This window comes from Paenibacillus lignilyticus, from assembly GCF_017942085.1.
GTDB lineage: Bacteria > Bacillota > Bacilli > Paenibacillales > Paenibacillaceae > Paenibacillus_Z > Paenibacillus_Z lignilyticus.
The window spans coordinates 157,525-171,181 of the sequence record NZ_JAGKSP010000012.1; the positions used below are offsets into that span (position 1 = coordinate 157,525).

Sequence of the window (13,657 nt, forward strand, 5' to 3'; positions counted from 1 at the left end):
ATACGTGGCAGCAGTTGATAAGAGAAATCAATCATTATGATGAAAAGAATAAAGGATTGTTATGTTGATCCATGAGGAAATCGTGCCTGCGAGCATCGTTACCAATTTGTCACTCCTATTTGGATGATGCCCGTTATACTGAGGTCCTAGCCTACAACAAACCTGGAGGGATCATTCATGATCAACATACAGCAACCATTCAAACGAATTACAACAATCGGAGCCGTAAGCGCGCTGCTTCTTACTCTTTCCGCACCGCTCGCTTTCGCAGATCAAGCCACACCCGTAACTGCACAAGCAGAGGCTAGCGTTCAAGCCGGCGCTGCCCAATTGTCTTCCAAGACCGTCACGGATAAAACCGACTATTATGAGTCCGAGCTGAACATCCCCGTCATCAGCGGAATGCAAGATAAAGGCTACCAGAATACGCTGAATGCTAACCTTGCGGCACGTGCGCATGCAGAGCTTGAGAAGCTGAAGAAACAAGCCAAAGACGATGCCGCCGCTGCAGCCGGCGTTTACGAATTCAGACCTTATATGTTCAAAGTCAGCTATGAATTGATTGGCGATGGCAGCAAGAGCTCAGGCGGGATTCTTTCCTTCAAACTGATAACCTCTGCTTATACCGGCGGCGCTCACGGCTGGACACGCGTTGACACTTACAATGTCCGCAATGAAGCAAAGGCTTCCGCCGTGAAGCTTAAAGAACTGTTCGGCAATGGCTATAAAACCATCCTCAATAAGGCGGTTAACGCCGAAATTGCCGCACATTCCGATATTTATTTCAAAGATACCTTTAAGTCCATTACCGACGACCAGCGCTTCTATCTCAAGAATGGCAAAGCGGTGCTCGTCTTCCAGCAATATGAAATCGCGCCTTATGCAGCAGGTATTCGGGAAATCGCCGTTGCCGTTCCGGGCAGCAAACCAGATGCAGCCGTACCGGGTAACCTCAGTTCATTGAACGTTACTGTAGGTGGCAAAACGGTGGCAGGCGCTCATCTCTTCGTGGGCAAAGACGGCATTGCCATGGCTCCGCTTCGCGCGATCTCCGCACAGCTGGGCTATGAACTCAGCTGGAATGCGGGTTGGACCGATGTTGACAAAGGCACGCAGCATGTTTCCCTGCAAGTTGGCAAAGACAACTATGCCTCTACTGCTGCTCAAGTCACGCTAGGTGCAGCTCCGGTTATGAAAGACAATACGCTCTACGTGCCGCTGTCTTTCTTCTCCAAAGTGCTGAAAGCCACAGTTTCCTATACGAAGGATGCCGTAGTCATCGGCTAAATTGCATAGAAAACGCAGAAAAAGCTCCCCGCAGGGAGCTTTTTCTTATTTGTCCGGTTAAATGCCGGCCAACACTTGATACCATACGCCTTTCGGTGAATAAAGCGATTTGCGTACTTCCGCCCATCCTCCCAAGTAGCTGATATCGAACAAATCCTCAGGAGTCTTATAATTGCCTTTGACCTCTTCCATGACCTTGTCGTTCACCGGTCGGAAGCCGTTGTCCGCGAAGATACGCTGTGCTTCCTCACTGTACAAATAGGCGAGCAGCGCTTCAGCCGCTTTGCGAGTGCCGTGCTTATCGACGTTCACATCGACAATCGCAGCCGGGTTCTCAATCAGAATCGTCGATTTCGGCACAATAACCTCATACGGAATGCCTTTCTTAATCCGCGCCAGCAGCTCATTCTCGTAGGTGATGATCACGTCGCCAACCCCATATTCAAAGGCAGCCATGGATGCACGGCCGCTCTTATCCAGTGACTCTACATTATGATGAATCCGTTCCAGAAACGACTTGGCATAAGCCGGGTCCTTCTGTCCCGTCTTCGCTTCCGATTCCTTCAGTCCCGCGCCGTACATCGCATTGATGTCCCATTGCGCGCCGCCGGAGGTTTTCGGATTCGGGTACAGAACCTTCACGCCTTTACGGGTGAGATCCTCCCAATCGTGAATCCCCTTGGGATTGCCTTCGCGAGTGCCCATCACGGCAATGGAGCGTGTAATCATGCCGCCGTTGCCGACTTTCCGCCAGTCGCTCGTGATGAAGCCTGCCTTCTGAATCTTATCGATATCGCTTTCCATCGCAAGTGCCGCTATATCCGCTTCGAACCCGCCGGCAATCGCACGAGCTTGAGTACCGGATGCTTCATACGATTCTTGGAACGTAATCGTCTGTCCGGTCTCTTCTTTCCAATGCTCTGCAAACTTCGGCAATAGGATATCGAATGCATCCTTCGCTACGGAATAAGCACCGATTACGAGCGTGACATCACCTTGTGCTGCCGTAGGCGCGGCGCTATTCGTATTCGACGTCCCGCACGCTGCCGTGAAGAGAAGCGAGGACGTCATAAGCGCGGCCACTGCAATGCGCCAACCTTTTGTTAGGAATGATTTCATTGTGTACACAACGCTTTCTTAAGTTAAATATGCATCGGCATCGGATCTTCCTTCAGCTTGTTCTCCATAATCCAAGTGTCGTTGTCGTTGAACAGATAGGCGCGATGAATCATGACGCTGATCTCTTCGCCCGGCTGCAGCACATCCTTCTCAAGCGATCGATACGTAATCAGCTTAATGTCGCCGACTTCCACCTCAACCATCCACTCGCTTCCGCGGAAATGCAGATGCTTCACTTTGCCGAGCACCGTTGCGGAAGGCAGGCGGAATTCATGGCGCTTGCCAATCTCAATATATTCCGGACGGATCAGTGCTTTAGTACCCGGCCAGTTCTTCGCTTCTTCGAAGCCTTTCAGCATTTCCACTTTATCCACAATCGTGGACTCCCCGATGAAGCTGGCCACGAATTGGGTTTGCGGACTTTTATAAATATCCCAAGGCGTACCCTTCTGTTCCAGGCGGCCTTTATTAATGATCATAATTTCGTCGGCTACTTCAATCGCTTCATCCTGATCATGCGTAACGAAAATCGACGTAATGCCAAGACGCTCAATCATTTCCTTCAGCCATGTGCGAAGCTCATGCCGAATCTTCGCGTCAATCGCCGCAAACGGCTCATCCAGCAGCAGCAGCTGAGGCTGCGGCGCAAGCGCCCTGGCAAAAGCTACGCGCTGGCGTTGACCGCCTGAGAGCTGATGCGGGTAGCGATGTTCAAAGCCCTTCAGACCCGTAAGCTCCAGCAGTGACATGACACGCTCGCGTATTGCATCTTTGGGTTCCTTCTTAACCTTCAAGCCGAAAGCGACATTATCATAAACCGTCATATGTTTGAACAAGGCATAGTTCTGAAATACAAACCCGATTCCGCGTTCCTGCGGCGGCAGGTCGTTGACCCGTTTGCCATGAAACACGATATCGCCGGAGGTTGGCGTCTCCAGCCCCGCAAGCATACGGAGAATCGACGTTTTGCCGCCGCCGCTTGGTCCGAGCAGACCGATCAATTGACCTTTTGCAATGTCAAAACTAACATCCTTGACCGCTTGAAAATCACCGAACTGTTTATTTAAACCGCGCACCTCGATATGCATCGCTTAATGCACTTCCTTTCTCTTCTTCGCCCATTCCATTAGCAGCAGCAATCCGACCGAGAAAGCAGCCAGTACAAGCGCCACGCTGCTCGCCGCGATTACATTGAAATTCTCGACATCCTGATAAACGAGCGTTGTCGCCGTTTGCGTCTTATTCATGATATTGCCTGAGACAACCAGCACCGCACCAAACTCACCGAGCGATCTTGCGACGGTCAATACAACGCCATAGATGACGCCCCAGCGGATAGACGGCCATGTTACCTTCCAGAAGGTGTACCAGGAGTAAGCGCCAAGCGTTGATGCCGCTTCTTCCTGCTGAGAGCCGATTTCCTGCAGCACCGGCATGACTTCACGCACCATAAGCGGGAACGTCACAAAGAGCGTGGCAAGAATCATACCCGGCAATGCATAGACCACTTTAAAGCCGATATCTTCGAAAAACGTACCGATTACCGAGCTCGGACCGAGCATAAGCACGATCATCAAGCCGCCGATGACCGGTGAAACCGCAAACGGCAAATCAACGATGCTGTTCATCAGCCCTTTGATCCGTTTGCTAAGCCACGTTCCTCGAACCAGATAAAGGGCTAACATGACGCCGAACAGTGTGTTTAGCAGCGTTACGACAATGACGATTAAGCCGGTCATCATAAGCGCATGCAGGGACTGCTTGCGTGTCAGCGCTTCTGCGAAGCCGCTCCAGCCGTCTCCCCAGGAGCCGGTAAAAATCTTCACCAGCGGTGCGATCAGCAGAATCAGAAACACCAGATAGGTTAACGTAATCCAAAGTTTTCTCATTTGCCGTGCCTCCTCGACTGGACGAGGTTAACCGCCCACAGAATGAGGAACGACAGTGTCAGCAGCATAACGGAAACGGCCGCGGCCCCCTGCACGTTATCGCTTTCAATTTCTCCGAAAATATAAACCGCCGCGATCAGCGTTTTTCCCGGAATGTTGCCAGCTACGAGTACGACAGCGCCGAATTCAGCCAGTGCTCTTGAGAACGCCAGCATCGCTCCGCTAATAATACCCGGAAGCATGGAGGGGAATATCACTTGAAAGAAGGTTCTCGCCCTCGATGCGCCAAGCGTATACGAGGCTTCTTCTTCCGACTTGTCAAGCTCTTCGAGCAGCGGCTGAACGCCTCGAATCACGAAGGGAAAGGTCACGAAGACCATAGCTACGATAATGGCGGGTTCATGAAATACGATCTGAAATCCGAGCTTGTCGGCGATTCCGCCTGCGAAGCTGTTCGGACCCAGGAGCAGTAATATCATCAAGCCACCGACAGCCGTCGGCAGCGCAAATGGCAAATCTACTAAACTATTAAGGATTCTTCGCCCGGGAAATCGGTAACGAATCAATACCCATCCAATCATGGTGCCAAGAAATACATTGATAAGTGCGGCTATTACGGAGAGTTTAACGGTTAAAAGCACAGCCTTCCAAGCCAGCGGGTCTGTGATGCTGTCCCAGAACGGCTGCAGGCCAAGCTCAAAGGATTGCGAGTAGATTCCGATAATCGGCAAAACGATCAGCAATACGAAATAAAGCATAATGGTGCTGCGGAAGCCAAAGCTCCACAAGCGGCTGCGCATGATGATATTCAAGCTGACTTACCCCCTGACACTTTCCTTGAGGAATCGTTGTAGTGGTTTTTAATTCCCATCAAATCACTTGGTATTAAATGTAGCAGACGGAGGCGCGTCTAGTCAATCCTAATATTCTGCATTCGGAAGAGGAATTAGATGTCGAAATAAGAAAGCTCCCCGGGACAGTTGGCCCGGGGAGCTTCGTATTGCATTATTCGCCTTCAATGTAGTACTTCTCTTCGCCAAGAGAGAGTACGGCTTGTCCTTGCGTGATATCGGTTATCCACGCGCTGAATCGCTCTGCTTCCGGCGCTTCCGGCAGGCAGGTGATCACCACACGATCGGTGAATTCGGTGCCGCCGATTCGTACGTTACGCGCATGGAATTCATTCTCGAGCTTGCCATACCAGGTGTAATCGACATCGACGATGACCTCGCGATGCAGAATATTCACGATCGGTTCAGCTGCTTCAATGGCCGCCACGGCGCCGTCGGTATACGCCCGAATAAGGCCGCCCGCACCGAGCATAATGCCTCCGAAATAACGAGTCACGACAATGACAACGTTCTTGAGGCCATGATGCTTAATCACTTCCAGAATCGGTTTGCCGGCTGTTCCGCTTGGCTCCCCGTCGTCGGACTGCTTCTGGATCTCGTCGCGTTCACCGATAACGTAGGCCGAGCAGTTATGCGAGGCGTTCCAGTGAAGCTTCTTCAGCTCCTCTATATAAGCGATCGCTTCTGCCTCCGACGTTACCGGCTTGCCGTAGCCGATGAAACGCGATTTCTTAATGACGATTTCTTTGCTGGCCTGCTGACGCAGCGTATTGTATCTCGGCAGCATGACAATGTGAGCTTACAGGCGAGCTTCCAGCTCAGCCTTCTCTTTCTCATAGCCCGGTTTGCCAAGCAATGCAAACATGTTTTTCTTGTATGCTTCAACGCCCGGTTGGTCGAACGGATTGACGCCCAGCAGGTAACCGCTGATGCCGCACGCGATCTCGAAGAAGTACACCAGGTAGCCGAATGTGTAAGGTTTCATGTCCGCAATGTTCACGACAAAGTTAGGCACTTGTCCGTCTGTATGTGCAAGAAGCGTGCCTTCAAAGGCTTTCTTGTTTACGAAATCCATGGTTTTGCCGGTCAAGAAGTTAAGCCCGTCCAGGTCTCCCGCATCATGCCCGATCGTAATTTGCTCTGCCACGTTCTTCACTTGGATGACCGTTTCGAAGATGTTACGGTTACCCTCTTGTATGAATTGACCCATGGAGTGCAGATCCGTCGAGAAGTCTACGGCAGCCGGGAAAATCCCTTTGAAGTCTTTGCCTTCGCTCTCGCCGTACAGCTGTTTCCACCACTCCGACACGAAGTGAAGCGCCGGCTCGTAGTTAACGAGAATTTCCGTTGCTTTGCCTTTACGGTAAAGGGCGTTACGCGCTGCCGCGTATTGGTACGCTTCGTTCTCTGCAAGCACAGGGCTGCTGTACGCTTGCTGAGCGTCCGCTGCGCCTTGCATCATTTCTTCGATATTGATGCCTGCGGCTGCAATCGGCAGCAAACCAACCGCCGTCAGTACGGAGTAACGTCCGCCTACATCATCCGGAATGATGAAGGACTCGTAGCCTTCTTCCGTTGCCAGCTTCTTAAGCGCGCCCTTCTCGCGATCTGTTGTCGCATAGATGCGTGTACGTGCTTCAGCTTTGCCATATTTCGCTTCCAATGCTTCGCGGAATACGCGGAATGCGATTGCCGGTTCCGTCGTCGTGCCGGATTTGGAAATGACGTTGATCGACCAGTCGCGGCCTTCCAGCAATTGAAGCAAATGCGTTACATAGGTGGAGCTGATGTTATTGCCTGCGAACAAAATTTGCGGCGTCTTGCGTTGTTCTTTCGGCTGCAAGTTATAGAAAGAATGTGACAGCATTTCGATTGCCGCGCGAGCGCCCAAGTAAGAGCCGCCGATGCCGATAACGATCAGCACCTCGGAGTCAGATCCGATCTTCGCAGCTGCTTTCTGAATGCGGGAAAACTCTTCTTTATCATAATTCGTCGGCAGGTCGATCCAGCCCAGATAGTCCGAGCCTGCGCCTGTACCTTCACGAAGCTGGGTATGTGCTGTGCGTACTTGCTCTGCTAAATTATCGATTTCATGCTGGCCGATGAACGGCAATGCCTTGCTATAATCAAACTGAACTGCTTTACTCATTCGTATTAAACCTCCCACAAATTATCCTGTTTACAGCTAGGATAAGGATAATGGATTTGTTAGGCAAAAACAAGGGATCGAGGGGTCCAATACTTCTTCCCGCCTTTTTGTGATAAAATGAAACTACTTAAAATCCGCTTTCAAGGAGATGACAATACATGTTTAAAATTGCATTTATCGGCCTAGGCGTGATGGGCGAGCCAATGGCTGCCAATTTGCTTCGCAAAGGGTATTCCGTTACGGTGTTTAACCGTACGCCTGGCAAAGCGGACAAGCTCCTCGAGCTGGGTGCGGATGAAGTTTCATCGCCGGCTGCTGCAGCCCGGGTATCGGATCTGATCATTACGATGATCAGCAACGACGACGCGATTCGTGAAGTTTACTACGGCGAGAACGGTCTGCTCGGCGCTATGATGCCGGGAACCATTGTCGTCGACAGCAGTACCATTTCTCCGGTACTGGCACGCCAGCTACATACGGATGTTTCCGCAAAATACGGCGACTTCCTCGATGCTCCGGTTACGGGAAGCAAGCCTGCAGCCGAGAGCGGCTCGCTTGTCTTTATGGTCGGCGGCGATATCGAAGTCATTCATAAGGTACATGACGTTCTGAATGCGATGGGACGTAAAGTCATTCCAATGGGGCCCGGCGGCAGCGGTTCTACTGCGAAGCTGGCCCATAATACGATTGTCGGCATCAACGTTGCGGCCCTGCTTGAAGGGATGGCGATTGCCGCAAGCGGCGGCATCGACGCCAAGTCGTTCCTGGAGCTTGTTCAATCCGGCGGAGCTGCCAGCAAAATGGCCGAGCTTAAAGCGCCGAAGCTGCTGGAACGCGATTTCAGCGTGCAATTCTCGCTCGCCCTCATGCTGAAGGATCTTCGCCTCGCTTCATCGCTTTCGGATGAGCTGAAGACGCCTACGCCGATTCTCGAAACGGTCAAGAGCCTCTATCAAGTCGGTGACGCGATGGGCCTTGGAGAGCTTGATCTCTCCGCGCTCGCACACGGCTACGAGCAATGGATCAACAAACGGATCACGACTCACAGCGACGCCCAAGAGATCGTTGCGGCAGCATCGGAAGCAACGGCTGCAGTTCCTGTTTCGGACAGCGCGCAGAATCGCCGCCGGGCTGAACGCCTTGCGCTGAATGTGCCGCTGAAACTCTCCATCTATCAATGGGCGCAGGAAGGTTCGTTCTCCGGACAACTGATCGATGGCACCCTATGCGACATTTCCGAAAGCGGGCTTCAAATTTCGTCCAACTTCCCGCTGGAGTGCGATATGTTCGTGGTGATTCACTTCCCTCAGGATTCGGAGCTGCCTCCTGTAACCGGACGCATTATCCGCATCGAAACCAATGGCAGCCGCTTCCGTTACGGCTGTTTGCTGGCAGGACTCGCTCCATATCAGCGTTTGCAGCTGGAAGCTTATATCAACAAACAACGTATTACGGCTGACTAAGCGTATAACGTACGTATACAAAAAGCTGCCCCGTTCTCGCTTGGATCATCCAAGTCGACGAGCGGGGCAGCTTTTCGTTCAATAAGACTATTCTTGAATATAAGAGCAGATGTAATCCGTAACTGTTGCTACTTGAAGCTTGAACTTTGCATTTGCCGGAACTGTAAATTGGCCTTCGCCGGAGATGCTGATCCACTCGGAGTCGCCTGGCAGCAGCACTTTCAAATCGCCTGCCACGATTTCCATGATTTCCTTCACATCTGTACCGAATTCATATTCGCCCGGCATCATGATACCGAGTGTTTTCTTCGTTCCATCCGCGAACAGCACTGTGCGGCTTGTTACTTTACCATCGAAGTATACATTAGCTTTCTTGACGATTGAAACATTCTCGAACTGAGACATTCGGCATTAGCTCCTTTGTGGTATAAGCTTAGAATGAGGATAGGAAAGCAGGGCTTCCGGCCGCGTAATATGGGACGGCTTTCAGCCCCGCAGTTGACTGACTACTACAGCAAGCCTTTTACTTTGCTTACAACATTCTCAACCGTGAAGCCATACTCGGCAATTACGCGGTCGCCTTTTGCGGAAGCACCGAATGTATCGATACCCAGAACCGCACCGCCGTCGCCCACATAACGCTCCCAACCGAACGGTGAACCCATTTCGATTGCAAGACGTGCTTTAACACCCGGAAGAATAACGGATTCTTTGTAAGCCTTAGGCTGACGCTCGAACAGATCGAAGCTTGGCATGCTGATGACACGAACTTGAATGCCTTCTGCCGCAAGAGCTTTCTGAGCTGCAACCGCAAGTTGAACTTCGGAACCGGTCGCGATCAGCTGAGCTTGAGGTTTGCCGTCAGCCGCATCGGAAACGACATATGCGCCTTTCGCGATGCCTTCGCGAGCTTGCTCGTTAGTGCCTTCAAGTACGGGCAGGTTCTGACGAGTCAGAACAAGTGCAATCGGCTGATCCGCTTTGGAAAGCGCATAAGCCCAAGCTGCCGACGTTTCGTTCGCATCCGCCGGACGCAATACAGTCAGCTGCGGAATGATACGCAGGGAAGCCAATTGCTCGATCGGCTCATGCGTAGGACCGTCTTCGCCGACAGCGATACTGTCATGCGTCAGCACGTAAACAACCGGCTGTTTCATCAGCGCGGACAGGCGTACTGCCGGACGCAGGTAATCCGTGAATACGAAGAACGTAGCGCCGAATGCTTTAACGCCGCCATGCAGGCTCATACCGTTGATTGCAGCTGCCATCGCAAACTCGCGTACGCCGAAGTAAACGTTGCGGCCTTCGTAGCTGCCCGGTTTGAATACAGGCAAACCTTTCAGGTGAGTCATTGTGGAGCTTTCCAGGTCAGCAGAGCCGCCGATTAGGTTTGGCACGTTCTTTGCAAGTCCGTTCAGCGCGTTACCGGAAGCTACGCGAGTCGAAAGCGCTTTGTCTGCAGGTGTGTATGCAGGCAGATCGTTGTCCCAACCTTCAGGCAGGTTGCCGCTGATGGCCGTTTCGAATTGTGCTGCCAGTTCAGGGTTAGCTGCTTTATAAGTTGCATACATGGCATCCCATGCTGCATTTGCTTTCTCGCCGTTTGCTTTCACTTCTGCGAAGTGAGCGGCAACTTCTGCCGGCACGTGGAAAGCTTCGTTCTCCCAGCCGTAGAATTGCTTCGTCAGGACAGTCTCGTCAGCGCCAAGCGGGCTGCCATGTGTACCCAAGTGACCGCCTTTGCCGCCTTTGTTCGGGCTGCCGTAGCCGATTGTCGTTTTCACTTCAATCAGTGTCGGTTTGCTTGTATCCGCTTGTGCAGCAGCTACCGCTTTAGCCAGCGCGTTCAGATCGTTGCCGTCTTCTACGCGAAGCACTTGCCAGCCGTACGCTTCGAAGCGGCCTTGTACGTTCTCGGAGAACGACAGGTTTAGCTCGCCATCGAGCGAGATATCGTTTGAATCGTAAAGGACGACCAGTTTGCCAAGCTTCAGGTGAGCTGCGAGCGAAGCGGCTTCGCTTGCAACGCCTTCCATCAAGTCGCCATCGCCGCAAATTGCGAATGTATAGTGGTCGATCACGTTAAGATCTTGTTTATTGTAAGTTGCGCCAAGATGGGCTTCAGCCATAGCCATACCCACTGCCATTGCAATCCCTTGTCCAAGCGGACCGGTTGTCGCATCTACGCCGGCTGTGTGGCCGAACTCCGGGTGACCCGGTGTCTTGGAGCCCCATTGACGGAAGTTTTGAAGTTCTTCGATAGGAAGATCGTAGCCTGACAGGTGCAGCAGGCTGTAAAGCAGCATGGAACCATGACCTGCGGAAAGTACGAAACGATCGCGGTTGATCCATGTTGGGTTGGACGGATTGTGGTTCATTGTCTTCGCAAACAATTGATACCCCATCGGAGCCGCTCCCATAGGCATGCCCGGGTGGCCGGAATTTGCTTTCTCAATCGAATCGATCGCAAGTGTACGGACCGTATCAATGGAAAGCTGGTCGATGGACTTCTGTGTTACTGTCATTACGTAAACTCCTCCTAAATCCGAATAGGCTTGCATCGAAGTGAAACGGCTGTCGCCATCCTTGGGAAGCGCGGCGCGTTTCAAGTCATACTCTCTCTTTAATTCACTTTGGCGGTGTTCCCGCACTGGCTTTGCAATATTGTACCATTACCACTGCGCCTTTTCCATCCTTAATGCGTTAGTGCGCTAAAAATCGACATAAAAATGGCGCGTTCACACGGGGAATTCCGCGCAAACACGCCATTGTTGTCAGTTAAACACTGACGGTAGCTTCGATTAATTGAATACGACGGTCTTGTTCTTGTGTACAAGAATCCGATCTTCAACATGCCACTTTACGGCACGCGCAAGTACAACACGTTCGATTGTACGTCCGATGCGCTTGAGGTTGTCCACTTCATCGCGGTGGCTGACGCGCTGCACATCCTGCTCGATGATCGGTCCACCGTCGAGCTCTTCCGTTACATAGTGCGCCGTAGCTCCGATGATTTTGACGCCGCGCGTATACGCCTGAGCATAAGGTTTGCCGCCTACGAAGGCAGGCAAGAAGGAATGATGAATGTTAATAATCCGGTTCGGGAACTGCTCGATGAATTTCGGCGAAATAATTTGCATATAACGCGCAAGTACGATCAAATCTGCTTTATCGGATACAAGCTCCAGCTGTTTCTTCTCCGCTTCGGCTTTCGTATCTGCCGTAACCGGAACGTGGTGGAACGGGATACCGAATGATTCCACGAGCGCTTTCATGTCCGGATGATTGCTGATGACCATCGCGATATCCGCTTCCAGATCGCCTGCTTGCCACTGCCACAGAAGCTCCAGCAGGCAGTGATCTTCTTTGGAAACGAAGATGGCCAGACGTTTCTTGCGGCTCGCGCGGAACGTATGCCATTTCATCTCGAAACGATCCGCCACGCGGGCAAAATCCTCCTGGAGCACCGGCAGCTCGGTGTCCAGGTCACTCAGATCAAATTCAAAACGGATAAAGAACATGCCGCCGCCGGGATCCATGGAATACTGGTCGGACTGCACGATATTCGCGCCATGCTCGTACAAGAAGTGCGAGACAGCCGCTACAATTCCGGGCCGGTCCGGACAAGAGATGAGCATTGTCGCACGATTGCGCTTATCCGGGCGCTGCGAGGACGGTCCGGGCTGATAGATGTTTTGCATAATAGACAAGTCTTCCTTCCGTCAACAAGTAGAGTAGCTATAGGTCGGCTTATGCGTTCACAAGCAGCTTTTCGCCCGCGAACCAAGCCGTAATCCGTTGATTGATGGCTTCTTCCGAAAGCTCCGGCAAAATGCGGTGCTCGGCTACAAGATCATACAAACGATCCATCGGCTCGCGCGGATCGGCTTTCTTCGCTTTCGCGTCGTTCTTCAGTACATCCCAAACGGACAGTACATAGCCGCGGTGGTTGATGTCCTGTTTATTGAAGAAATGGTGCAGACGCTCCACATCCTCCAAGAATTCTCCGCCGAAACGCGTATGCGCATCGCCGCGAAGCAAAGCAATTTCCGCTTCGTACATCGGACGCTGCGTTTTGTCCTCTTGACCAATCCACGGCGTCTCCAGGATAAACGGACGGCCTTTGAGCGCTTCGTGATGCACGATATTACGGATTGCATCGTGTCCGATCCAGCCGGCACCGATCGGTGCGTGACGGTCTTTACCCGCTCCGCGCGGGTTTTTGCTGTCATTCACGTGGACAACTGCGACGCGGTTAAGGCCGACAATGCGGTCAAACTCGGTCAGCACGCCATCGATATCATCGACGACGTCATAACCGGCATCATGCATATGGCATGTATCCATACAAACGGTCAGGCGGTCGTTGGCAGCTACTTTGTCAATAATCGCTGCAAGCTCATCGAAGCTGCGGCCGATTTCAGTGCCTTTGCCCGCCATTGTTTCAAGCGCGATATTTACATTGGTTTCTTTCGTGCCGTTCAGCACTTCATTTAAACCTTCCGCGATGCGAGCAATTCCGTACTCCGCATCCTTGTCGGTGTAAGCACCTGGATGAAGCACGATATTGCGTACGCCGATCGCGTCTGTACGGCGGATTTCTTCCTGCAGGAAGCGGACTGCCAATTCAAACGTGTCGTCTTTGTAAGAACCGAGGTTCACAATATATGGGGCATGAACGACGATCTCGTCTATTCCCGCCTTGCCCATTGCGTCTCTGCCGTCCGGAATATATAAATCTTCAATCGGTTTACGCCGCGTATTCTGTGGTGCGCCGGTGTAAATCATGAATGTGCTTGATCCGTAGGATACGGCTTCGTTCGCTGCGGTTAGCAGCCCTTTATCGGAAAATGAAACGTGGGATCCGATTTTTAACATGGACTCATTCGCTCCTTTCGT

12 protein-coding genes are annotated in these 13,657 nt (G+C 52.0%); 2 read left to right on the forward strand and 10 right to left on the reverse strand.

Annotated features, from left to right (window positions below; translation table 11 throughout):
• Window positions 1-177: 177 nt before the first annotated feature.
• Window positions 178-1,287, forward strand: a complete 1,110-nt coding sequence (locus I8J30_RS23895; protein WP_210662410.1) for a PdaC/SigV domain-containing protein — start codon at window positions 178-180, stop codon at window positions 1,285-1,287.
• Between the two features lie 57 nt (window positions 1,288-1,344).
• Here I8J30_RS23895 and I8J30_RS23900 read toward each other — a convergent pair whose 3' ends face one another.
• The 6 genes from I8J30_RS23900 to I8J30_RS23925 form a co-directional block, all read right to left on the reverse strand.
• Complete coding sequence (locus tag I8J30_RS23900) at window positions 1,345-2,406, reverse strand: sulfate ABC transporter substrate-binding protein (RefSeq protein WP_210662411.1); 1,062 nt, start codon at window positions 2,404-2,406, stop codon at window positions 1,345-1,347.
• Between the two features lie 23 nt (window positions 2,407-2,429).
• A complete protein-coding gene (locus tag I8J30_RS23905; protein ID WP_091212572.1) occupies window positions 2,430-3,494 on the reverse strand; it encodes a sulfate/molybdate ABC transporter ATP-binding protein in 1,065 nt (354 codons plus the stop codon).
• Between the two features lie 3 nt (window positions 3,495-3,497).
• Window positions 3,498-4,295 carry a sulfate ABC transporter permease subunit gene (locus I8J30_RS23910; protein ID WP_091212569.1) on the reverse strand — a complete coding sequence of 266 codons (798 nt, stop codon included), beginning with the start codon at window positions 4,293-4,295 and terminating at the stop codon, window positions 3,498-3,500.
• A complete protein-coding gene (gene cysT / locus I8J30_RS23915; protein WP_371264799.1) occupies window positions 4,292-5,095 on the reverse strand; it encodes a sulfate ABC transporter permease subunit CysT in 804 nt (267 codons plus the stop codon). Before cysT ends, I8J30_RS23910 begins: the two co-directional genes overlap by 4 nt.
• Before the next feature lie 205 nt (window positions 5,096-5,300).
• Window positions 5,301-5,933 carry a YigZ family protein gene (locus tag I8J30_RS23920; protein WP_091212563.1) on the reverse strand — a complete coding sequence of 211 codons (633 nt, stop codon included), beginning with the start codon at window positions 5,931-5,933 and terminating at the stop codon, window positions 5,301-5,303.
• A gap of 12 nt (window positions 5,934-5,945) precedes the next feature.
• A complete protein-coding gene (locus tag I8J30_RS23925) occupies window positions 5,946-7,295 on the reverse strand; it encodes a glucose-6-phosphate isomerase (RefSeq protein ID WP_210662413.1) in 1,350 nt (449 codons plus the stop codon).
• Window positions 7,296-7,453: 158 nt separating this feature from the next.
• Here I8J30_RS23925 and I8J30_RS23930 point away from each other — a divergent pair, with 158 nt between their 5' ends.
• Complete coding sequence (locus I8J30_RS23930) at window positions 7,454-8,758, forward strand: NAD(P)-binding domain-containing protein (RefSeq protein ID WP_210662415.1); 1,305 nt, start codon at window positions 7,454-7,456, stop codon at window positions 8,756-8,758.
• A gap of 87 nt (window positions 8,759-8,845) precedes the next feature.
• Here I8J30_RS23930 and ppnP read toward each other — a convergent pair whose 3' ends face one another.
• The 4 genes from ppnP to I8J30_RS23950 form a co-directional block, all read right to left on the reverse strand.
• Complete coding sequence (gene ppnP, locus I8J30_RS23935; protein ID WP_210662417.1) at window positions 8,846-9,163, reverse strand: pyrimidine/purine nucleoside phosphorylase; 318 nt, start codon at window positions 9,161-9,163, stop codon at window positions 8,846-8,848.
• Between the two features lie 104 nt (window positions 9,164-9,267).
• Window positions 9,268-11,283, reverse strand: a complete 2,016-nt coding sequence (gene tkt, locus I8J30_RS23940) for a transketolase (protein ID WP_210662419.1) — start codon at window positions 11,281-11,283, stop codon at window positions 9,268-9,270.
• A 276-nt stretch (window positions 11,284-11,559) separates the two neighbouring features.
• The gene (gene purU, locus I8J30_RS23945) at window positions 11,560-12,459 is read right to left on the reverse strand and encodes a formyltetrahydrofolate deformylase (protein WP_091212549.1); all 900 of its coding nucleotides are present in this window, start codon (window positions 12,457-12,459) and stop codon (window positions 11,560-11,562) included.
• Window positions 12,460-12,508: 49 nt separating this feature from the next.
• Window positions 12,509-13,636: a deoxyribonuclease IV gene (locus I8J30_RS23950; protein WP_210662421.1), complete on the reverse strand. Its 1,128-nt coding sequence runs from the start codon at window positions 13,634-13,636 to the stop codon at window positions 12,509-12,511.
• Between the last annotated feature and the right edge of the window lie 21 nt (window positions 13,637-13,657).